Below are 21,381 nucleotides of genomic sequence, written 5' to 3' on the forward strand. Positions count from 1 at the left end.
CAATGAAAAAGTTAATCAAAACCTTTGGATGGAACCTGAGGGTGATTTCTTTTGCCTGCCTGTTCCTTTTTACTGCTTCCTGCGCTGCTGATAATACTGCTTCGGATTCGGCATTAGCAGCAATCGATGAAGTTCGCTCGGTATTGGCCTTGCCGTTAAGCCCCCTTGAGTTTGTGGAAGATGGAAGCATGGTCAATTCCCCGAATGGTGGAATGAAGATAGCGGTTTATCAGGACACCGAGGGAAGACTTTATTCATTCGCCCCCGAAACAGGAGCTGTGCTGGAAATTGACGCCAGGGTGATGTTGCCGGCGAGGTCCGCTGGAACGGATTCCAAACCTGCTTTGGATTTGGAAAAGACAGTCTTTACGTATGCACAGTCTCTTGTGCCTGATTTTGAGGCGCGTCAATCCACACTGTCTTACGAGGCCAGCGCGAAGGGCGATAATTATTTCTTCACCTGGTACGGAGAAATGCAGCCGGGGGATACGAACCGTCCGTTCCTGCAATTTGGGATCAACAAGGACGGGATCCTCTTTGCCTACTATAACACCCTCGATCTGGAGGATTAATTCGGGTTTAAGCTTGCGGTGTTTCCTGCTGTAGGTGCAGGTTGTCGCGCACCAGCGGCAGCACCTGTTTGGCGAACGTCTCCGAACTGGGTTTGTTCGAGCGTTTATCCTGGTTATGCTGCAGTGCTAATCCGTAAATGGTCCAGCTGCTGGCAGTGGCGGCGGTTTGCGTTTCGATATCGGCCCCCACCTTGCTGATCCACAACTCCAATATCTCCTGGATTTGCTTCCTGACCTGGCGTTCCACCATTAATTCGAACTGGCTGTCGAGCGACTTGCAATGGGTGTTGGCCTGCCCGATGAATTCGATGACGGTCACGATCAACGCTTGCAGGTTGTCTTCGCTGTAATGGCAGGCATGCAGGGTGCGCTTTTCCAGCTCTGCCCGGAACACTTGTTGAATGTGATTTTCCAGCAGGGCGAATTTGTCCGGAAAATGCGCGTAAAACGTGGCCCGGTTGATCTCGGCGCGTTGGGTGATGTCCTGCACGGTGATGGATTGAAAGCCTTTTTCAGCCAGTAAATCTCCAAAGGCTTGCTGGATTAACGCCTGCGTGCGTTTGACGCGCGGGTCGATTTTGATTTCTGTTTCCTGGTTTAACAACATTGTTGCTCCTGTGTTGCTTTAACAACACTTATCGGTTATTGATGGTTGACCTATATAAACAACAGATGTTTAATAAGCAACATCAGTAGGATAACATAAAACAACAGGAAATTCAAGTGGTTTTCCTGCGGTAACTGAAAAAATAAAAATCAAAAAGAAAAGCAATCAAGGAGAAAGATCATGACACACTCAACATTAGTTCCGAATGAAGCATATGCCGGTTTAGCAACCGATGAACAGGTCGCGCGGGCCGCGAAAGCCCTGGAAGCCAACAATATCCACACAGTCGTAGTGGAAAATGGCGAACAGGCCAAAGCGGAATTATGGAAGCTTATCCCCGCAGGATCCGAGGTTTTCACCAATACCTCGCGCACGCTGGATGCCCTGGGCGTTCCGCAGGAAGTGGACCAGCGCTACGATTCCGTACGCGTCAAATTGGCCAAGATGAATCGTGAAACCCAGAACCGCGAGATGATCAAAATGGGCGCGGTGCCGCAGTACATCATCGGCAGCGTGCACGCGGTCACCGAGGATGGCGTGGTAGTGGTGGCTTCCAACACCGGCAGCCAGTTGGCGCCCTACGCCGCCAGCGCCGAACACGTCATCTGGGTGGTGGGAACGCAGAAAATTGTTCCCAATCTGGAGGAAGGTTTGAAGCGCGTGCGTGAATATACTTACCCGTTGGAGGATGAACGCGCCCTGCAAACTTACGGCATGAACAGCTTCATCAGCAAGTGGTTGATCGTAAATCGCGAGGTCATGCCCGGCCGCACCACCATGATCCTGGTAAAAGAAAAACTGGGATTCTAAATCGGAGTATCACCGGCGCATAAAAAGAGCGACCCTGAATAAGAAACAGGATCGCTTTTTTAAATTAATTGGCGATGGCGCCTGGCTTTTGAGATTGGTATTTTACTGCCGGACAACCTGGTTGCGGCCCTGATGTTTGGCAATGTACAGGGCTTTGTCTGCCGCTTCGCTCAATGAGGCGGCACTGTCAAATTGCGGAAATCCGGATATTCCGCAGCTGAAAGTGACCTGGAATTCTGCTTTCTGGGCGAGGTGCACGATTTGACTAAAGGAATTGCGTAAATCGTCCAGCAGTCCAACCGCTTCCCTGACTTCGGTGTTGGGCAGGATGATGACGAATTCTTCACCGCCGTAACGGCCGATAATGTCCGCCCGCCGCAGCCGCAGCGTCAACATCTGCGCCAGGGAACGCAGTACTTTATCCCCGGTAGCGTGGCCGTAGCGATCATTGACATCCTTGAACTCATCGATATCCAGCATGGCTAATGAAAAAGGCTGAGCGTTGCGCGCAGCCCGATTGATCTCTTGCACAAGGTGTTCACGCATGGTGGTGTGATTGAATAGTCCGGTCAATCCATCGCGCAGCATTAAGGTCTGCAATTGGCGGTAGCGCTCAATGCGCGCTGTGACAGCCTCGATCAATGTATCCGGCTTGATCGGTTTGGTGAGAAAATCATCCCCGCCCTGGCCCACGGCGGAAAGTTGTTTCTCCCGGTCAGACTCGGCGGAAAGGTACACGATTGGTAAACCTACATAAGCTTTGATTTGCCGGATCATTTGCGCGATTTCCAATCCGGTGTAATCCGGCATATACAAATCCAGCAAGACAATGTCCGGCCTGAAATCTTCCAACATATCCAATACTTCGGCGGATCGGAAAACGATACAGGTTTCCATACCGGCTTTTTTCAGGTGCATGGCACTGGTTTTGGCTTGTACCTCGGAATCGTCCACGATCATCACGCGGTAAGGCTGTGGATCTTCCTGCACATCCAACTTATTAATCTCATCCATCAGTGCGTCGATATCCACCGGTTTGGTGAAGTACCCAATACCCCCGGCGCGGATAGCCTGAATGCGTGCGGCGGTATCGTCGCGTACGGAAATAAAGAATACCGGTATTTGGTTGTTAAATTCCGCCTGTAAACTGCGGATTTCCTCGGCTCCGGCCAGCTCTCCCTCAGGAAAAACAATGTCCATTAAAACAGCCTTGGGAATTCCGTTGCGCAGCTGGTCGTGCAAATCTGCCAACTGGTTAAATACCTGCACCTGGTAGCCAAAGCGGCTTACCTGAGCGGCTAACAATTGGGCCTGCGTCAGGTCATCGTCGATCAGGTAAATCCTTGTGTTGGAAGATGATGTCTGATTTATGGATGCCGATTGAGTATTTTCCAGCATCTGCTTGTGGTAGAGTTCGTCTAATTTTTGGTCGATACAGGCTTTAGCCAGGGTATCCAATGAGTTTTTCCAAAGTGATAAATCAGGAGGGGTGGTGGCAGAACGCAATGCGGTTTCGAGGTTGCGGGCTGCATTGCCAATGTCTGTGTATCCAATACTTAAAGCAGCACCGGCTAATCGGTGAGAAGCCTGTGCAAGTTCGCTGACAGCCTGATTCTCCGCGCCGGATGCCAGGACCGCGTCCCAGGCACTTTGAATTCTTGCATAATCCATTCCCAACAAAATCAGGTCTTCGTCCATTTATTCCCTTATATATTTAAGGCAGCATTTCTTGAAGAATCTGGATAAGCTCCGTGCGCACTTTTTCGAATTCCGCTTTGATCTGTTCTATTTTTTCCCCGGCTTCATCCAGATTATCACTCTTTCCCATCATTTCCAATTCTCTACACATTTGTGAAAAAGCGACAGCGCCAAATGTCAGGCTGGCGCCTTTAATTGAATGCGCCCCTTCACCCAAAGCTTGCGCGTCTGCCCGCATATAGGCTTCCTCGAGGGATTTTAAACGTCTTTTCGTATCGTCCAGAAATTCCTGCGCCAGTTCCATGATCATCCTGACGTCTTCCCCCTCATATGGAAAATACTCTTTCAGTTTGGCAATGTCAATTGAATGGGCGGGATTATCTTTTTCATCCGGATCCGTGGAAAAGGCTGGATATCCACTTTTGGGTATTTCCAACGAAGATTCTTTCTCAATGCCAATAGGCATACATTTTTCCAGCGCTTCGCGCAGCTGAAGTACATTGACCGGTTTGCTTAAATAATCGTCCATGCCGGCGGCCAGATACTCTGCTTGTTCGCCGCCAATTGCGTTGGCGGTCAGGGCGATGATGTGCGGTTGGTCTTCCGCATTGAGGGAAGCACGCAGGCGTTGAGTGGCCTGGAGGCCGTTCAGTTCCGGCATCTGGATATCCATCAGCACCACATCGTAAAGCTGGCGGTGGAAAGCTTCCAGCACTTCCAGGCCGTTGCCGGCCACATCCGCGCGGTATCCCAGGCGTTCCAGCATCAACCGTACGACCTTTTGATTGACCGGATGATCCTCGGCCAATAAAATGCGCAGTGGATGACGCTTGCTCATCAGATTATCGAAGATTGGTTCATTTCCATCGTCAGCAGCGCAGCCCCCTTCCACGTCGCTAAGCACATTGCATAACGTTTCATATAAGATGGAAGGTTTGATGGGTTTATTCAGATAGGCTGCTTTGAGCCCATCCGGCAGGTCGACGTGCGACCCCAGGGAACTAAGGATTATTATGGGGGTCTGTTTTTCGCCGCGTTTTTTCAATTCGACGGCCAGGGTCAAGCCGTCCATTTCCGGCATTTGCACGTCCAACAGCATAACGTCCACATGCCTGCCATCGGCCATTTTTTCCAATGTTTCCCGGCCGGAGGAACAAACTACAGTTTGCATGCCCCAAGATGCAGCCATGCGCGCCAGGATCAGCCGGTTGGTGGCATTGTCATCCACAATCAAGGCTGTCTTTCCGGCCAAACGCAGGCGTGGAGAAGCTGTAGGAATGTGGATTGGCTCTTTGGGAGTGCTGAAAGGCAGTGTGAAATAGAAAATGGTACCTTCTCCCGGCATGCCGCTGCTTTCAATCCAAATTTGCCCGCCCATTAAATCCACCAGCCGTTTGCAGATGGATAAGCCCAACCCGGTCCCGCCAAAACGCCTTGTGGTGGAGGCGTCGATCTGCGAGAACAGGTTGAATAAACGGTTGGTTTGGTCAGACGGAATGCCGATGCCGGTATCGCGTACGGCGAATTGCAGCGTAGCGCCGTCGGCGCGGCTTTCGGCCAGTTTAGCGGAGACTTCCACTTCGCCTTTTTCGGTGAATTTCACCGCATTGCCGAGCAGGTTGGCGATGATCTGGCGCAGGCGCGTTACATCGCCGATCACCACGGCTGGAATATCTTCAGCCACATTGTAAAGCAGCTCCAGTCCTTTTTCGGAGGCCTGATAGGCAACCAGATCCAGCGCAGATTCAATGCATTCACGCAGGTCAAAGGGATGGGATTCCAGTTCAAGTTTGTTGGCTTCGATCTTGGAAAAATCGAGAATGTCATTGATGATGGAAAGCAGCGCGTCGCCGCTCTTGCGGATGGTTTCGGCGTATTCGCGTTGTTCCGCATTCAAAGACGTATCCAGCAGCAGACTGGTCATGCCAATTACACCGTTCATGGGCGTGCGGATTTCGTGGCTCATATTGGCCAGAAATTCGCTCTTAGCCTGGCTGGCGGCCAGGGCTTCTTTGCGCGCCCGCTGCAGTTCGGTCACGTCATGATAGATGGCCATGAAATCGGTGATCTCTTGGCTGTCCGAATAGATGGGCACGCCCAATACTTCCACTTCAACCAGCGAACCGTCTTTGCGCACGCGCCAGGCAGTGGCTTTCACCGATTCACCCTGTTTGGTCTTTGCAGAATAACTGGCTGCTTCGGTTCGGATTTCCTCGTTGGTAATCAAATCGTCGATGTTCTTGCCCATGGCTTCGGAACGCGAAAAACCGAACAATTGCTCGGCGGCTGGGTTCCATTCGCGGATCAGACTGTCTCGATTGATCACTACGATAGCGGCAGGGCTGTTGATGATCAACGCTTCGTAGTATTTCTTTTCGTTGGCGAGATTCCAGTTCTGTCCACCCGGTTTTGTAGATTCGTCTTGATTAACCATAAAAACCTTTGATTATTAAAACCTTATCTTCCGTTTTTAATGTCAATCTCTATTATCGCCAATATAAATAGTTTTTGATGAGTTTAATTTAATTCTATCATTATTCTTAAATTGTCTGACAATAATGGTGATTTGTAAAATAAAAAAGATAACGAAATCGTAAAAAATGGGAAAGATTGTCTACCGTGCTTTCAGAATAATATAAATCAAATCCTAAATCGTAAATGAAATTAACAATGCTTTTATATCTTTTGCATTCATGGGGTTGTAGTATTGCTTAGATGTAAAAGCGAGGTAAAGCATGCCGAAAATCACCCCATTTCTATGGTTCGATCATCAAGCGGAAGAAGCCGCGAACTTTTATGTTTCAGTTTTTAAACAGGCGAAAATTCTTTCCGTTTCCCGCAGCGAGGAAGGTTCCGCTTTTACGGTATCTTTCGAGTTGGACGGCCAGGAATTCATCGCGCTGAACGGCGGACCGGTTTTCACGTTCACCCCGGCGATTTCATTCTTTGTGCACTGCAAAACACAGGCGGAGGTGGACCATTATTGGGATAGCCTATCGGAAGGCGGTGAAGTGGAGCAATGCGGTTGGTTGAAGGACCGTTACGGCATCTCCTGGCAGATCGTCCCCGACATCCTAGGTGAATTGCTCGCTGACCCCGATCCCGTCAAGGCGCAGCGCGTGAACCAGGCCATGCTGGGCATGATCAAACTGGATATCTCCCAACTGCAGGCTGCCTACGACGGAAAATAGATTTGAGCTAAAATAACACCCCTGAAAATTTTGAGAGGCATGATTAATTAACTGAGATTGGATTTTTTCGTTGCGATTGTTGCCATCAGTCTGGCGCTGGTGTTTTATACATTGGGTGTTTGGAGCGAAAAATTCGCCGGACGCCTGCGCGGCAGGCACCTGGTCTTGTTCTGGGTTGGGCTGGTGTTCGACACCACCGGCACGACCATGATGGGGGAGATCGCGGGCGGGCTGGATTTTAATTTGCACGGCGTGACCGGCGTATTGGCCATTATCCTGATGCTCGGCCACGCGCTGTGGGCCACGCTGGTATTCCTCCGCAAGAATGAGCAGAAATTGCGTGACTTCCATAAGTTCAGTTTGTTCGTCTGGTTAATGTGGCTGGTGCCTTATTTCACCGGCATGATCGCGGCCATGGCCCGCTGACACTAAGAAATAAGAGGACGATAAAGTTGCAGACCGCAGCCTGGATGCTATAATGAATCCTTGTTTGCAGATACTGTTGAAAATTGACTAAACATTCCATCCATCGCACAAGGCCATCGCATGAGGGAGCGCGAGGGAAGCGGAATGTAAAACTGGAGGAGAATGTAATGCCCGATTTTGGAAACCCCTTTTCCGGCTTAGCGAATAGCCGAAAACTTACTCAGGAGGAACTTATCCGTGAAATCCGCTTTATGGTGGCAGCTGAATATGAAGCTATCCAGCTGTATATGCAGTTGGCGGAATCGACCGACAACCAGTTAGCCATCCAGGTGCTGACGGAGATCGCCGACGAGGAACGCGTGCATGCCGGTGAATTCCTGCGGCTGCTGTATGAACTGGCTCCCGACGAGAAGGATTTTTATGCCGAAGGTACCAAAGAGGTAGAAGAGAAGATCGAAGAGAACAAAAAATAGCAGTGTGCCTATTTTTTTACGATTGTGGATTACCCCGGCTTCAGCTGGGGTAATCTGTATTTAAGATGAAATTCAATGATTCAAAGCTTTAAATCATACAGGCATGCAGTAAAATATTATTTGTCCATCCGAGTGTTTATTGGATGATTTTGGGGATCGTAGATGGATTGGAAAAGCTCTCCAGATATGAGCTTTTTTTGTTTTCCCCGCCGAATAATGGTTCGCTTGCCGATCTGTAAGCGCCGCTAAATACAATCAAGGATCTAACAATGAAAAAACAATATTTCTTTTTCCGAACTGTCGGCAGTCTATTGTTGGCAGCACTGGTTCTGGCTGCCTGCAGTGCGCCTGCTGCTGAAAGCGCACCGCCTGCAGCGCTGAATTCTGAACCGGCAATTTTTTCCGCAATAAATGAATTGGAAAATCTGTATGGATTCGGTATGCTGGAATCCATCGATCTGTCCGGGAATGATTCATTTCTTGCGGCCGAAAATGGGTTCATCTGGCAAAGTGCTGCCGGGGCCGCAGATTGGCTGTCGGAGTTCGAATTAAAGCAGGGCGACGGATTGGCTATTGAATTCTCGTTTACGCAGCTGCCCGACACGGCGGATGCGGGTTGGGCTTTCAGCCTTGCACCGCTCAACGGCGAGTCGAGTGCGCTGCGTTTCAACACAGATGGTTTAAGCGCACGGATGGACGGACAACAGGAAAGCAGCGTTGCGTTTGAACCGGCCCCCGATTGGCAGCCCGATGTCCACTACACCGCCTTTCTGCACCTCAACACTGCCGGTGGGTTGGACCTGCGCTTATGGGCAGTGGACCAACCCGACCCAATTCATACGGCTTCGCTGCCGGAGGCTGCCGCCGGCCCGTTTAATCTGGCTATTGAATCAGGCTCATCCCAAACCTTGATCGTCTATCGTATTTGGAAATTGGAGAACACGGTCAGCGCAAAAGCCCAGACACAGGCTTCGCAGGAAACCTTTGCCAGCATGCTGGCGGATTACACCATCCGCGATACCGAAACGGTGGAGCAGCTCAATTGCGCGGACAAGCTCGTCGGGGAAGATGGCACCTTCACCTGGGAGGCCAGGGCTAACCAGCATTGCGATCTATTCCTGCAGCCCGGACAAGCGTTGGCCTTCGATTTTGTGCTGGCGCAGCCGGCCCGGGATTGGCCCGGCGTGGTTTATTTGATGCTGGATGCGAATTTGGAAAATTCAAATATGCCGGTCAAGAGCCTGGGCGTAACCCTGGCAAACGCCGAGGTCGTTGCGAAACTGGATCATCAGGAAGTTGCCAGCGTGCCTTACCAGAACAGCTTTGAATTCCAACCCGGCCAGTCCTATTCCGCCCTGATCCTGATGGGGATGGATGGCGAGATTGATATCCAAATCTGGCCCTCCGGGCAGCCGGACCAGCGCATGACGGCTCGCCTGAATGGCGAAAACGTCCCTTCCACCTGGATACCGCTGGAGAACGAAGACTGGCAAATGGGTGTTTGGGTGTCCGAAAACCAACAGATTACGCTCTCGAACCTCTCGCGTTTCAGCCTGGCAGCCGCTGCGAAGGATTCTTTGAAAAACGATGGGGAAACCGGCGCTGCCACCTCTGAAGAAAATGAGACCGATTTGGAGAGCTGGCCGGCGACCGGTGTGATCCCCAACCTGGGAGAGTTTTTCGTTTCGGATCTGAGCGCCTATGACAGCCTGTCATGCAATGATATGGTGTTTGCGTCAAACGCTATTGACCTGCCGGCTCAGAGTGATCAGATCAGCAGCGAGTGCCAGATCAATCTCTCCAATGATGGACAGAGTTGGATCACTGAATTTACTTTCCAGGGCGGAGATTCTTCAGAAGACGTCCCGCACCTGCTGGATTTCGCGCTGATCAATCGTGATGACGGCCGTCAGCGGTTGCTGCGCTATACACCGCATTTCAACGATGTCAGCATCAAGGTGGATGACCAATACTTGGACGCAATCACGCTGGATGGAGAATTGGATTGGGTTGCGGGGAAAAGCTACACCCTGGTGATCATCTCCCAATACGATAAATACTTTTTCGTCTGGCCCTCGGATGACCCGTCTAACAAAGCTGCGCTGGTCATCAGCGGCGATCTCTTGAGGGAATATTTCGGAGAATTCCAACCCGACGCCCTATGGCAGCTGCGCATCTGGCAGGGAGCCGGAGTGGATGTGCGGCTGGACAACATGTACCGTTTCAGCGCGAATTGACCGAACACAGCTTAGTATAAAGAAGCTCCTGGCCAAAGGCAGGAGCTTCTTTTTTTTCAAGATGACGGCAAATGGTTTGGTGGCGATATCCAAAAGTACTGAGTAAAGGATGAAAGTCGCCGTACAAGAAACTTAATTCCATCTGTGTGTATCAACCATGAAAAGGTTTCTCTGTGTTTATCTGTGTCCATCTGTGGTCAATTAAATGCCAGCCGAGATCCTGACGGTCGCTGCCCTCGCAATGCTCGGGCAAAACGCTCCCTCAGGATGACACCAGAAGGGAGCTGTGTTTTTATCTGTGTGCATCAACCATGAAGGCGTTTTTGTGTTTATCTGTGTCCATCTGTGGTTAATTGAATTGTTGGTCTCGCGACACTCGTGCATAATGCTCCCTCAGAATGACACCCAGATTGTAGCCCACGCATTCTTGCGTGGGAAAAATCTGAAAGTCGCCGTACAAGATGCTGGGTCTCATCTGTGTGCATCAACCAAGAAAGCGTTTCTGTGTTTATCTGTGTTCATCTGTGGTTAAATAACAGCAACCGAAATTCTCCATTCAAACGCGCAACCAAAATGAAAACTGGTTGTTAAAATTGTTAACAAATCTCTAATGCTTTTATTTTGTATCTTGACGGATATGCAATAGGTTGGTATAACAGAGCCAATATTTTTTGGCAGGAAGAATGTCATACGAATTTCAGCCAAAAAGCAATTTGGAATAACAAAAGGTATAAGTAAAGAAATAGAATTGAAATGACAGCCATACTCGCTCTATCCCTTATCGTTATTATTATTCTGGTCCTCGTACTTGTCGAGAACCAGATTTCGGTTGGGATGGAGGCAGCTAGGTGAAGAACGGTAACACTTAAAGCAGCGACTGGCAAACGTAAGCAAAGACCACCCAACAAAATTGGGCGGTCTTTTTTTTACTCAAAACTACTTGGAGGAAGAACAACAATGCGCTCAGATAAAGTCAAACTTGGAATCGAACGATCACCTCATCGGGCTCTGCTCAAGGCCACCGGCGTTAAAGACGCCGATATGAACAAACCCTTCATCGCGATCGTCAACTCATATACGGACATTGTGCCCGGCCATGTTCACTTGCAGGATTTCGGCAAGCGTATCAAGGACGCTGTGCGCGCCGCAGGCGGTGTGCCGTTTGAATTCAACACCATCGCGGTTGACGACGGCATCGCTATGGGACACCAAGGGATGAAGTACTCGCTGCCTTCTCGCGAATTGATCGCCGATTCTGTCGAAACTATGATGGAAGCTCACCAATTCGACGGGATGGTCTGTATCCCCAATTGCGACAAAATCGTGCCGGGAATGTTGATGGCTGCTGTAAGGCTCAACATCCCGGCGATTTTTATATCCGGCGGGCCGATGGCAGCCGGACACACCCCCGAAGGCCAGGCCATCGACCTGATTTCGGTCTTCGAAGGGCTGGGTGCCTACCAGAGCGGCAAGATTGACGCGGCTCGCTTGAAGATGCTGGAAGATAATGCCTGCCCGACTTGCGGTTCCTGCTCCGGTCTGTTCACCGCCAACAGCATGAACTGCTTGCTGGAAGTGCTCGGCATGGGCCTGCCCTTCAACGGGACAGCCCTGGCGCTCAGCGACGAACGCAATAAACTGGCTGAGCGCGCTGCCAAAAAGATCTTCGATCTGATCGAGCGGGACATCACCCCGCGCCAGATCATCACCGCCGATGCCATTGACGACGCTTTCGCGCTGGATATGGCCATGGGCGGTTCCACCAACACCGTACTGCACACCCTGGCGGTTGCCAATGAAGCCGGCATCGAATATTCGCTCGAACGCATCAACGCCGTGGCCGACCGCATCCCGCACCTCAGCAAGGTCAGCCCCTCCGGCCCCTGGCACATCGAAGACGTGCATCGCGCCGGCGGCGTACCGGCCATCCTGGCTGAGATCGAATCGCACGGCGGCGGGCTGCATCTGGACCGCATCACGGTTACCGGCGACACCCTGCGCGCGTCCATCAGAGACGCAAAAATCCTGGACCCCGAAGTCATCCATCCTTACGAGAATGCCCATTCCGCTCACGGCGGCCTGGCTATCCTGTTTGGCAACCTGGCGCCCTGCGGCGCGGTCATCAAAGCCGCCGGCGTCAGCGACGTCATGCGTAAATTCGCCGGTCCGGCACGCATCTTTGAATCACAGGAAGACGCCCAGCGCGGCATCATGGCCGACGAAGTACAGGCCGGTGAAGTGGTGGTCATCCGCTACGAAGGCCCGCAGGGCGGTCCCGGCATGCAGGAAATGCTCACTCCAACCAGCGCCATCATGGGCATGGGTTTGGGCGATAAAGTTGCCCTCATCACCGACGGACGTTTCTCCGGCGGCACGCGCGGCGCTTGCATCGGCCACGTATCCCCCGAGGCGGCGGCCCGCGGCCCCATCGCTGCGCTGCAGAATGGCGACATGATTGAACTTGATGTTGACGCCCGCAGCTTGAATGTACGGCTGAGTGAAGAAGAGATCCAGAAACGTTTGGAAGCATTGCCGCCCTTTGAACCGCGTGTTCAAAGCCGCTGGCTGCGCCGTTATTCCAGCATGGTTACCAGTGCCGATACAGGCGCTGTGCTGAAAGTTTAGGAAAGACCAGCAATACCCCGAATCTGTTTAATAAGGAGAAGAAGAGGAGCTATGAAAGTTACTGGTGCAGAAATATTTTGGAGATGTTTAGAATACGAGAAGGTCAAGGTCGTTTTCGGCTACCCCGGCGGCACAACGCTGCCGATCTATGACGCCCTGGTCGAAAGCCCCGTCCATCACGTATTGACCCGTCACGAGCAGGGCGCAGCCCACATGGCGGACGGTTATGCGCGCGCTTCGGGTGAAGTGGGTGTGGCTATGGCCACCTCCGGCCCGGGCGCCACCAACCTGATTACCGGTATTGCCAACGCTCTGATGGATTCCGTTCCGATCGTGTGTATTACCGGACAGGTAGCCAGCCCGTTCATCGGTTACGATGCCTTTCAGGAGACGGACGTGACCGGCATTACCTTGCCGATCACCAAGCATAATTATCTGGTGACTGATCCTTATCAGATTGCGCCGACCATTAAGGAAGCCTTTTTCATCGCGCGTTCCGGCCGGCCGGGCCCGGTATTGATCGATATCACCAAAGACGCCCAGCAGGCTGAAATTGATTGGGAATACGACAGCAGCCCGGTACAGCTTACCGGATACCGCCCCGACCTCAGTCCCATGCCGGCCGATCTGAAAGCTGCGGTGGATTTGATTCAGAATGCCCAGCGTCCGGTCATCCTGGCCGGCCATGGTATTTTGATCAGCGGTGCCATGGAAGAGGTGCTCGAATTTGCCGAACGCACGCAAACCCCGGTTGCCAGCACGCTGTTAGGCTTGAGCGCTTTCCCCGGCACGCACCCGTTGTCCCTGGGCATGATGGGCATGCACGGCGAAGCCTGGGTCAACCAAACTATCCAGGAAGCCGATCTGCTGTTGGCTTTTGGTATGCGTTTCGACGACCGTGTCACCGGCAAGCTTTCCCATTTTGCGCCCAAGGCGCACAAGATCCACATCGAGATTGATCCCTCCGAGATCAACAAGAACATTCCGGTGGATATTGCCCTGGTTGGCGACCTCAAGGAAACTCTCCAGAAGATTCTGCCTTCAGTGAAACCTGTCACGCATGACGACTGGCTGAATACCATCCAGGAATGGAAGGGCGACAGCTCTGTGCGCGATATCCAAAACCTGCCGGATAGCGGCCACTTGTACGCGGCTCACGTGGTCAATGACCTGTGGCGTGCGACTAATGGCGAGGCTTTGATTGTTTCAGACGTAGGCCAAAACCAGATGTGGACAGCCCAATACTATCGCCATGACAAACCCTACACCGTCATTACGTCCGGCGGCTTGGGTACCATGGGTTTCGGTTTGCCCGCGGCCATCGGCGCTAAGTTCGCTCGGCCGGACATGGAAGTCTGGGCGATTGCCGGAGACGGTGGTTTCCAGATGACCCAGGCCGAGTTGTCCACGTTGGCCCAGGAAGGCATCAAAATCAATGTTGCCATCCTCAATAACGGCTACCTGGGCATGGTGCGCCAGTGGCAGGAATTTTTCTATGACAAACGCTATTCCGCCACGCCCATGAAAAGCCCCGATTTTGTCAAAATCGCTGAAGCGCACGGCCTGACCGGCTTGCGCGTCACCCGCCGCGATGAGGTCATGGATGCCATCCACACCGCGCAAAATACCCCCGGCACCGTAGTGATCGATTTCCGTGTGGAAAAGGAGGACAGCGTTTACCCCATGGTGCCCAGCGGTGCAGCTATCGACAAGATGATCCGCCGCCCGGTACCGCAGTCCGTGGGAAATAAATAGAAGAGAGAATTGCCAAAGGAACGAGGTAATCATATGCGTCATACTTTTGTAGCTTTAGTAGAAGATATTCCGGGTGTGCTGAACCGGGTGGTGTCGGTTTTCCGCCGCCGCATGTTCAACATTGAATCGCTAACCGTCAGCAATACCCACCAGCCGGGCATTTCGCGCATCACCATCGTGGTGGACAGCGACAAAACCGATGTAGATCGCATCATGCCCTATATGCATAAACTAATCAATGTTATTCAGGTGGAAGACCTGACTTATGAGCCATGCGTCAGCCGTGATCTGGCCATGGTCAAGGTCTCCGCTCCGCCGGAGAAACGCTCGGCCATCATGCAGCTTGCGGAGGTTTTCCGCGCGCGCATTGTGGATGTGGCCAGCGACACGCTCATTATTGAGATCACCGGTGATAAGGAAAAGATCGACAGCTTTGTGGAAGTGCTGCAGCCGTACGGCATCGTTGAATTGGTGCGTACCGGTATCATCGCCATGGAACGCGGCGTCCCTAAACTGTTGAACAAAACGAACGGCAATCATAAAACTAAAATGCCGGCAGAATACGAAGTTGTTTCATAAAAATCTAACAATACAGCAATATTTAAGGAGAAAACATAATGGCAAAAATTAATTTTGGTGGTGTAGAAGAAGATGTCGTGACGCGTGAGGAGTTCCCGCTTTCCAAGGCTCAGGAAGTTCTTAAAGACGAAGTTGTCGCGGTACTTGGTTATGGTGTACAGGGCCCTGCGCAGGCTTTGAATATGCGCGATAATGGCATTAACGTGATCGTTGGCCAGCGGGAAAATTCTCACTCGTGGGACAAAGCCGTCAAGGATGGTTGGGTTCCCGGGAAAACGCTCTTCTCATTGGAAGAAGCCGCCAAACGCGGTACCGTCCTTCAATTCCTGGTCTCAGACGCCGGTCAGAAAATGACCTGGCCCACGATTAAAGCCTGCCTCAAACCCGGCGACGCGCTCTACTTCTCGCACGGTTTTGGGATCGTTTACGCCGACCAGACCGGCATTGTTGCTCCCGCGGATGTAGACGTCATCATGGTAGCCCCTAAGGGTTCCGGCACTTCCGTGCGCGCCAATTTCCTGGACGGCTCCGGCATCAACAGCAGCTACGCGGTCTATCAGGACGCCACCGGGCGTGCCACCGAACGCACCCTGGCGCTCGGCATCGCCGTTGGCTCCGGCTACCTGTTCCCCACCACTTTCCAGAACGAAGTCTTCAGCGACCTGACCGGTGAACGCGGCGTGCTCATGGGCGCGCTGGCCGGCATCATGGAAGCCCAATACAACACCCTGCGCTCGCACGGCCACAGCCCCAGTGAAGCCTTCAACGAGACCGTGGAAGAGCTTACCCAGAGCCTTATCCGTCTGGTCAGCCAGAACGGTATGGACTGGATGTACGCCAACTGCTCCACCACCGCCCAGCGCGGCGCGTTGGACTGGCGCCACGAGTTCCGCAAAGCGACCGCGCCTGTCTTCGAAAAACTCTACCAGAGTGTCGTCGACGGTGAGGAAACGCGTATTGTGATTGAAGCCAACAGCGCACCGGATTACAAGGCGAAATTGAACACCGAGTTATCCGAAATGCGCGAGTCGGAAATGTGGGCAGCCGGCGCTGTAGTACGCTCGCTGCGCCCGGAAAACTGGGGTAAGGAAGATGGAAAGTAATATCGTACGTATTTTTGACACCACCCTGCGCGACGGGGAGCAATCCCCCGGCGCCACCATGACCGCCGCTGAAAAGATGGAAGTGGCGCGTGCGTTGGCGCGCATGGGCGTGGATGTCATTGAGGCCGGTTTCCCTGCGGCTTCGCCGGATGACCTGGAGGCCGTGCGGCGTATCGCATTGGAGATCGGCAATTCCGAGGATGGTTCGACCGTCCCGGTCATTTGCGGCCTGGCCCGCACCATTGAAGGTGACATCGACAAAGCCTGGGAAGCTGTGAAGGGAGCTGCGCATCCGCGCATCCACACCTTTATTGCTACCTCGGACATCCATATGAAGTACAAGCTCAAGATGGACCGCGAACAGGTGCTGGACCAGATCGCCCGCATGGTTGCGCACGCGCGCGAATTGTGCGAGGACGTGGAATTCAGTCCGGAAGACGCCGGACGCAGCGACCCCGAATTCCTCTACCAGGCCTTGGAGGTTGCCATTGAAGCCGGTGCCACCACGCTCAACATCCCCGATACGGTCGGCTATACCATGCCGGACGAGTTCGGCGCGTTGATCGCGGGCATCATCAAGAACACCAAGGGCATTGAGAAGTGCGTTGTATCGGTGCACTGCCACAACGACCTGGGGCTGGCCACCGCCAACACCCTGGCCGGCATCCGCGCCGGAGCGCGCCAGGCGGAAGTGACCATCAACGGCATCGGCGAACGCGCCGGCAATACCGCTTTGGAAGAAGTGGTTATGGCCCTGCATGCCCGCCGCCAGGTGATGGATCTGGGTACGAATATCGACACTACCCAGCTCACCCGCCTGAGCAAGCTGGTCAGCAACTACACCGGCATGAGTGTGCAGCCCAACAAAGCCATCGTGGGCGCCAACGCGTTTGCCCACGAGGCCGGCATCCATCAGGATGGCGTGCTCAAGAACACCCTGACCTATGAGATCATGAAGCCGGAAACCGTCGGCCTTTCCGCCAGCAAGCTGGTATTGGGCAAGCATTCCGGACGGCATGCCCTCAAGGAACGCCTGATTTCGCTCGGTTATACCCTGGACGAAGAATCTTTGAACAAGCTCTTCGACCGCTTCAAAACCCTGGCCGATAAAAAGAAGACCATCACCGACGCGGACATCGAAGCGCTCATCTCGGATGAGATCTACCAGAATGAGGTCATCTTCACTCTGGAAGGCTTGCAGGTGGCCTGCGGCACCATGGGCCTGCCCACAGCCACGGTGCGCCTGGTCGGGCCGGACGGCGAAACGCATATTCATGCGGCCATCGGCACCGGTCCGGTAGACGCTACTTTCAAGGCCATCGATGCCATTGTGCAGATGGACAGCACCCTGGTTGATTTTGTCATTCACGCCATTACCGAAGGCATTGACGCGCTGGGCGAAGTGACCGTGCGCATTGCCACCAAGGACCTGCCGGCGGTGATGACAGCCCAGAAAGAAATCGAGCGCCCGTGCACATTTGGCGGTTATGGCGCGGACACCGACATTATCGTGGCCAGCGCCAAAGCTTACCTATCGGCCATCAATAAAATGCTGGCTTCCACCGGTAAGTACGGCCCGGTTGAAACACCGGCTGTGCAGGCAGTGGCGGGTTGAGCAGCCAATCGAGGAGATATTTTAAGATGCGAACAACACACCCCATGGAAGGCGGAAAGTTTTGATGGAAAAACCGCAAACCCTTTTTGAAAAGATTTGGAATGAGCATCTGGTCGCGCAGCAGCCGGATTCACCGGCCGTGCTGTACATTGACCTGCAGCTTGTTCATGAAGTCACCTCGCCGCAGGCCTTTACCGGCCTGCGCGAGCGCGGCCTAAAAGTGCGCCGCCCGGACCGCACGGTAGCCACTGTGGACCATTCCCTGCCGACCCTGTCGGCGGATGGCACTGTGGAAGGCCGTCTGGCCCTGGCGGACGACCTGGCCCGCAAACAGATTGCACAGTTGGAAGAGAACGCGCGCGAATTTGGCATTGAAAGCTTCGGCGCCGCCAGCGATCGCAATGGCATCGTGCACGTGATTGGCCCGGAACTGGGCCTGACCCAGCCCGGCATGACCATTGTGTGCGGCGACAGCCACACCTCCACCCACGGCGCATTCGGCGCGCTGGCATTCGGCATTGGCACCAGCGAAGTGGAACACGTGCTGGCTACCCAGTGCCTGCTGCAGCGCCAACCCATGACCTGCGAAGTGCGCGTGGAAGGCAGCCTGAAGAAAGGCGTGACCGCCAAGGATATCATCCTGGCCCTCATCGCCAAGATCGGCGTGGCCGGCGGTGTGGGCTACGTGCTCGAATATACCGGCCCGGTTATCCGTGCCCTCAGCATGGAAGAGCGCATGACCGTCTGCAACATGTCGATTGAAGCGGGCGCGCGCGCCGGCTTGATCGCGCCGGACGAAACCACTTTTGAATACCTGGCTGGACGTAAGTATGCCCCCAAGGGTGCGGATTGGGACGCCGCCGTGGCGCGCTGGCGTAAATTGCCCAGCGACGAAGGCGCCAAATACGACCGCACTGTCACATTGGACGTTTCCGATCTGGAACCCATGATCACCTACGGTACCAACCCCGGTATGGGCATGCCCATCACTGCTTCCCTTCCCACGCTGGAATCAGCGTCGGATGGCGGCTTGAAGAAAGCCCTGGCTTACATGGACCTGCCCGCGGGCCAACCCCTGCTGGGTCATAAGGTTGACGTGGTCTTTATCGGCAGCTGCACCAACTCCCGCCTTTCCGACCTGCGTGAAGCCGCGCGTGTCATGCGCGGCCGCAAGGTGGCCGAGGGTGTGCGCGTGTTGGTGGTACCCGGATCGCAGCAGATCAAACGCGACGCCGAAGCCGAAGGTCTCGACAAGGTCTTCACGGATGCGGGCGCGGAATGGCGTGAAGCTGGCTGCAGCATGTGCATTGCCATGAACGGCGACATGATCCAGCCCGGCCAATATGCCGTCAGCACCAGCAACCGCAACTTCGAAGGCCGTCAGGGCAAGGGCGGGCGTACCATGTTGGCCAGCCCGCTGACCGCCGCGGCCGCGGCCGTGACCGGCGTGGTTACCGACGTACGCACCCTGTTGGATGATTAAGGAGAGAATGATATGCAAGCATTTACCCAATTGAACTCCCGTGTCGTGGCGCTGCCGCTGGATGACATCGACACCGACCAGATCATCCCGGCGCGTTTCCTTAAGATCACGGATAAAGCCGACCTGGCTAATCACTTGTTCAACGATTGGCGCTATAACCCGGACGGCAGCCCGCGCGCGGATTTTATTATTAACCAGCCCGAAGCGAACGATGCCCAAATCCTGTTTGCGGGCGATAATTTTGGCTGCGGTTCTTCACGCGAACATGCCCCCTGGGCGCTGGTTGGTTTCGGTTTTCGCGTGGTGATTGCCACTTCGTTTGGCGATATCTTCCGCAATAATTCTCTTAAGAACGGCCTGCTGCCCATCAAGGTCAGCCCGCAGGTGCACCAGCAGATGCGTGAAATTCTGGAAGAGAGCCCAAGAGCCGAGTGGAGCGTGGACCTGAACGAACAAAGCCTTACTATTCCCAGCGGGCTGAAAGTCAATTTTGATATTGATCCCTTCTCCAAAACCTGTTTGCTGCAAGGCAAAGATGAGTTGGGATATCTATTGTCCGTTATGGATCAGATTGTTGCTTACGAAAAAGCGCATCTAAAACAGGTGCCTGCATGATCCAAATTTACGACACTACCCTGCGCGATGGTACCCAACGTAAGGACATCTCGCTTTCCTGCAGCGATAAACTGCGCATTGCGCAGCGTCTGGACGAGATGGGCGTGGATTTCATCGAGGGTGGCTGGCCGGGTTCGAACCCAAAAGACGTCGAATTCTTTCAGGAAGCTGCCAAGATCCACTGGAAGCATGCGTTGATTACAGCCTTCGGTTCCACCTGCCGGGTCAACGGCGGCCCGCAGGACGACGCCAACATCCAGGCTTTGCTGGATTCCGGTACACCAGTCTGCACGGTCTTTGGCAAGTCCTGGACCTTGCACGTTGTAGATGTACTGCGCACCACCTTACCGGAAAACCTGCGCATCATCGAACAGAGCGTGGCTTATCTGCGTGAGCAGGGCCGGCGCGTGATCTACGATGCCGAACACTTCTTCGATGGATATAAGGAAAACCCGGAATACACGCTCGATACGCTGCGCGCGGCTGTGCGCGGCGGGGCGGAGCGTGTGGTCCTATGTGATACCAACGGCGGGGCGCTGCCGCATGAAGTCAGCGCCATCGTCAGCCAGGTGCATCAGGAACTGGATATTCCGCTGGGTATTCATGCTCATAATGACAGTGAGTGCGCGGTAGCCAACTCGTTGGCGGCCGTGCAAGCCGGCTGCACCCAGGTGCAGGGCACCATCAACGGTTATGGCGAACGCTGCGGCAATGCCAACTTATGCTCTATCATCCCCGACTTGCAGTTAAAGCTGGGTTATGAATGCCTGCCGTCGGTAAAATTGGTTGAGCTGTACGACCTGTCGCACTTTGTGGCGGAGATCGCCAACTTGGCGCCGGATGAATACCAGGCCTATGTCGGCCAGGCGGCCTTCGCCCACAAGGGCGGCGTGCACGTGTCCGCCATGCGCCGTAGCCCGTTATCCTACCAGCACATTGAACCGGAACTGGTGGGCAACGAAATGTCGGTGGTGGTTTCCGAACTATCCGGCAAGGGCAACATCCTCAGCAAGGCTGAGGAATATGGACTGGCTGTCAACGGCAGCGAAGAGGTTGTGGAAGCGCTCAATCAAATCAAGGAATTGGAATCACAGGGCTTCTCATTTGAAGCCGCTGAAGCTTCTGCCATGCTGCTGCTCAAACGACACCAGCCCGATTATCGCGCGCCTTTTGAACTGATCGATTACTCCGTCAGCGTGGAGCATCGCCAGCAGCGCGGTATCATCACCGAGGCCATGGTCAAGGTGCGCATCGGTGAGAAGGTTATCCACACCGCGGGTGAGGGCTGCGGCCCTGTGCATGCCCTGGACGTGGCCATGCGCAAAGCGCTGGTTGACGATTTTCCCCAGATCGCGCAATTCCACCTGACCGATTTCAAAGTGCGTATCCTCAACGGCGCGTTGGCTACCGAAGCCATCACGCGTGTGTTGATCGACACGCAAAACGGTTATCATTCCTGGAGCACGGTGGGCGCCAGCCCTAATATCATTGATGCCAGCTGGCAGGCATTGGCCGACTCAATCGAGTACGGTTTAATGACCACCACGGAAGAAGACCCGGCCGAACAAGTGGCCGCATAGTAGAAAGGGAAA

Annotated in this window: 17 protein-coding genes; 14 read left to right on the top strand and 3 right to left on the bottom strand. The window is 53.8% G+C overall.

Annotation, left to right across the window (positions count from 1 at the left end; all coding sequences use genetic code 11):
* Positions 1 to 2 precede the first annotated feature (2 nt).
* A complete protein-coding gene (locus Pelsub_RS02160) occupies positions 3 to 572 on the top strand; it encodes a hypothetical protein (RefSeq protein WP_116226384.1) in 570 nt (189 codons plus the stop codon).
* 7 nt (positions 573 to 579) lie between these two features.
* Here the strand turns inward: Pelsub_RS02160 and Pelsub_RS02165 are convergent, their stop codons facing one another.
* On the bottom strand, positions 580 to 1,179 hold the full coding sequence (locus Pelsub_RS02165) for a TetR/AcrR family transcriptional regulator (RefSeq protein WP_116226383.1): 600 nt from the start codon (positions 1,177 to 1,179) through the stop codon (positions 580 to 582).
* Positions 1,180 to 1,359: 180 nt separating this feature from the next.
* Between Pelsub_RS02165 and Pelsub_RS02170 the strand changes: the two genes are divergently transcribed.
* The gene (locus tag Pelsub_RS02170; protein WP_116226382.1) at positions 1,360 to 1,989 is read left to right on the top strand and encodes an LUD domain-containing protein; all 630 of its coding nucleotides are present in this window, start codon (positions 1,360 to 1,362) and stop codon (positions 1,987 to 1,989) included.
* Between the two features lie 102 nt (positions 1,990 to 2,091).
* On the opposite strand, the gene Pelsub_RS02175 is transcribed toward Pelsub_RS02170, so the two are convergent.
* Together Pelsub_RS02175 and Pelsub_RS02180 are read right to left on the bottom strand one after the other, a co-directional pair.
* The gene (locus Pelsub_RS02175) at positions 2,092 to 3,687 is read right to left on the bottom strand and encodes a diguanylate cyclase (RefSeq protein ID WP_116226381.1); all 1,596 of its coding nucleotides are present in this window, start codon (positions 3,685 to 3,687) and stop codon (positions 2,092 to 2,094) included.
* A gap of 16 nt (positions 3,688 to 3,703) precedes the next feature.
* On the bottom strand, positions 3,704 to 6,121 hold the full coding sequence (locus Pelsub_RS02180) for a PAS domain-containing hybrid sensor histidine kinase/response regulator (protein ID WP_116226380.1): 2,418 nt from the start codon (positions 6,119 to 6,121) through the stop codon (positions 3,704 to 3,706).
* Positions 6,122 to 6,422: 301 nt separating this feature from the next.
* On the opposite strand from Pelsub_RS02180, the gene Pelsub_RS02185 reads away from it, so the two are divergent.
* From Pelsub_RS02185 to cimA, 12 genes are all read left to right on the top strand, one after another.
* Positions 6,423 to 6,878 (top strand): VOC family protein, encoded by a 456-nt coding sequence (locus Pelsub_RS02185; RefSeq protein ID WP_116226379.1) that lies wholly within the window; start codon positions 6,423 to 6,425, stop codon positions 6,876 to 6,878.
* A gap of 57 nt (positions 6,879 to 6,935) precedes the next feature.
* A complete protein-coding gene (locus Pelsub_RS02190; protein ID WP_116226378.1) occupies positions 6,936 to 7,304 on the top strand; it encodes an HsmA family protein in 369 nt (122 codons plus the stop codon).
* Between the two features lie 167 nt (positions 7,305 to 7,471).
* A complete protein-coding gene (locus Pelsub_RS02195; RefSeq protein WP_116226377.1) occupies positions 7,472 to 7,777 on the top strand; it encodes a ferritin family protein in 306 nt (101 codons plus the stop codon).
* A gap of 269 nt (positions 7,778 to 8,046) precedes the next feature.
* Entirely contained in the window at positions 8,047 to 10,014 is a 1,968-nt protein-coding gene (locus Pelsub_RS02200; protein WP_116226376.1) for a hypothetical protein, read from the top strand.
* Between the two features lie 957 nt (positions 10,015 to 10,971).
* Positions 10,972 to 12,639 (top strand): dihydroxy-acid dehydratase, encoded by a 1,668-nt coding sequence (gene ilvD / locus Pelsub_RS02205; RefSeq protein ID WP_116226375.1) that lies wholly within the window; start codon positions 10,972 to 10,974, stop codon positions 12,637 to 12,639.
* 51 nt (positions 12,640 to 12,690) lie between these two features.
* Positions 12,691 to 14,394: a biosynthetic-type acetolactate synthase large subunit gene (ilvB, locus tag Pelsub_RS02210; protein ID WP_116226374.1), complete on the top strand. Its 1,704-nt coding sequence runs from the start codon at positions 12,691 to 12,693 to the stop codon at positions 14,392 to 14,394.
* 33 nt (positions 14,395 to 14,427) lie between these two features.
* Positions 14,428 to 14,973, top strand: coding sequence for an acetolactate synthase small subunit (gene ilvN / locus Pelsub_RS02215; RefSeq protein ID WP_116226373.1), 546 nt, complete (start codon positions 14,428 to 14,430; stop codon positions 14,971 to 14,973).
* 38 nt (positions 14,974 to 15,011) lie between these two features.
* Positions 15,012 to 16,076: a ketol-acid reductoisomerase gene (ilvC, locus tag Pelsub_RS02220; protein ID WP_116226372.1), complete on the top strand. Its 1,065-nt coding sequence runs from the start codon at positions 15,012 to 15,014 to the stop codon at positions 16,074 to 16,076.
* Positions 16,066 to 17,691: a 2-isopropylmalate synthase gene (locus Pelsub_RS02225; protein ID WP_116226371.1), complete on the top strand. Its 1,626-nt coding sequence runs from the start codon at positions 16,066 to 16,068 to the stop codon at positions 17,689 to 17,691. The genes ilvC and Pelsub_RS02225 overlap by 11 nt, the downstream gene beginning before the upstream one ends.
* Before the next feature lie 64 nt (positions 17,692 to 17,755).
* The gene (gene leuC / locus Pelsub_RS02230) at positions 17,756 to 19,174 is read left to right on the top strand and encodes a 3-isopropylmalate dehydratase large subunit (protein ID WP_116226370.1); all 1,419 of its coding nucleotides are present in this window, start codon (positions 17,756 to 17,758) and stop codon (positions 19,172 to 19,174) included.
* 12 nt (positions 19,175 to 19,186) lie between these two features.
* A complete protein-coding gene (gene leuD / locus Pelsub_RS02235; RefSeq protein WP_116226369.1) occupies positions 19,187 to 19,789 on the top strand; it encodes a 3-isopropylmalate dehydratase small subunit in 603 nt (200 codons plus the stop codon).
* The gene (gene cimA / locus Pelsub_RS02240) at positions 19,786 to 21,369 is read left to right on the top strand and encodes a citramalate synthase (RefSeq protein ID WP_116226368.1); all 1,584 of its coding nucleotides are present in this window, start codon (positions 19,786 to 19,788) and stop codon (positions 21,367 to 21,369) included. Before leuD ends, cimA begins: the two co-directional genes overlap by 4 nt.
* Positions 21,370 to 21,381 lie beyond the last annotated feature (12 nt).

The sequence above is a fragment of the Pelolinea submarina genome (genome assembly GCF_003966975.1).
Lineage (GTDB): Bacteria > Chloroflexota > Anaerolineae > Anaerolineales > Anaerolineaceae > Pelolinea > Pelolinea submarina.

Excerpts from the sequence above, each read along its gene's own strand:
- Pelsub_RS02160 (WP_116226384.1), top strand. The coding sequence starts at position 3 with ATGAAAAAGTTAATCAAAACCTTTGGATGGAACCTGAGGGTGATTTCT.
- leuC (WP_116226370.1), top strand. The coding sequence starts at position 17,756 with ATGGAAAAACCGCAAACCCTTTTTGAAAAGATTTGGAATGAGCATCTG.
- Pelsub_RS02185 (WP_116226379.1), top strand. The coding sequence starts at position 6,423 with ATGCCGAAAATCACCCCATTTCTATGGTTCGATCATCAAGCGGAAGAA.
- Pelsub_RS02165 (WP_116226383.1), bottom strand. The coding sequence starts at position 1,179 with ATGTTGTTAAACCAGGAAACAGAAATCAAAATCGACCCGCGCGTCAAA.
- ilvN (WP_116226373.1), top strand. The coding sequence starts at position 14,428 with ATGCGTCATACTTTTGTAGCTTTAGTAGAAGATATTCCGGGTGTGCTG.
- Pelsub_RS02170 (WP_116226382.1), top strand. The coding sequence starts at position 1,360 with ATGACACACTCAACATTAGTTCCGAATGAAGCATATGCCGGTTTAGCA.
- Pelsub_RS02180 (WP_116226380.1), bottom strand. The coding sequence starts at position 6,121 with ATGGTTAATCAAGACGAATCTACAAAACCGGGTGGACAGAACTGGAAT.
- ilvD (WP_116226375.1), top strand. The coding sequence starts at position 10,972 with ATGCGCTCAGATAAAGTCAAACTTGGAATCGAACGATCACCTCATCGG.
- leuD (WP_116226369.1), top strand. The coding sequence starts at position 19,187 with ATGCAAGCATTTACCCAATTGAACTCCCGTGTCGTGGCGCTGCCGCTG.
- Pelsub_RS02195 (WP_116226377.1), top strand. The coding sequence starts at position 7,472 with ATGCCCGATTTTGGAAACCCCTTTTCCGGCTTAGCGAATAGCCGAAAA.
- Pelsub_RS02200 (WP_116226376.1), top strand. The coding sequence starts at position 8,047 with ATGAAAAAACAATATTTCTTTTTCCGAACTGTCGGCAGTCTATTGTTG.
- Pelsub_RS02225 (WP_116226371.1), top strand. The coding sequence starts at position 16,066 with ATGGAAAGTAATATCGTACGTATTTTTGACACCACCCTGCGCGACGGG.
- ilvC (WP_116226372.1), top strand. The coding sequence starts at position 15,012 with ATGGCAAAAATTAATTTTGGTGGTGTAGAAGAAGATGTCGTGACGCGT.
- Pelsub_RS02175 (WP_116226381.1), bottom strand. The coding sequence starts at position 3,687 with ATGGACGAAGACCTGATTTTGTTGGGAATGGATTATGCAAGAATTCAA.
- cimA (WP_116226368.1), top strand. The coding sequence starts at position 19,786 with ATGATCCAAATTTACGACACTACCCTGCGCGATGGTACCCAACGTAAG.
- ilvB (WP_116226374.1), top strand. The coding sequence starts at position 12,691 with ATGAAAGTTACTGGTGCAGAAATATTTTGGAGATGTTTAGAATACGAG.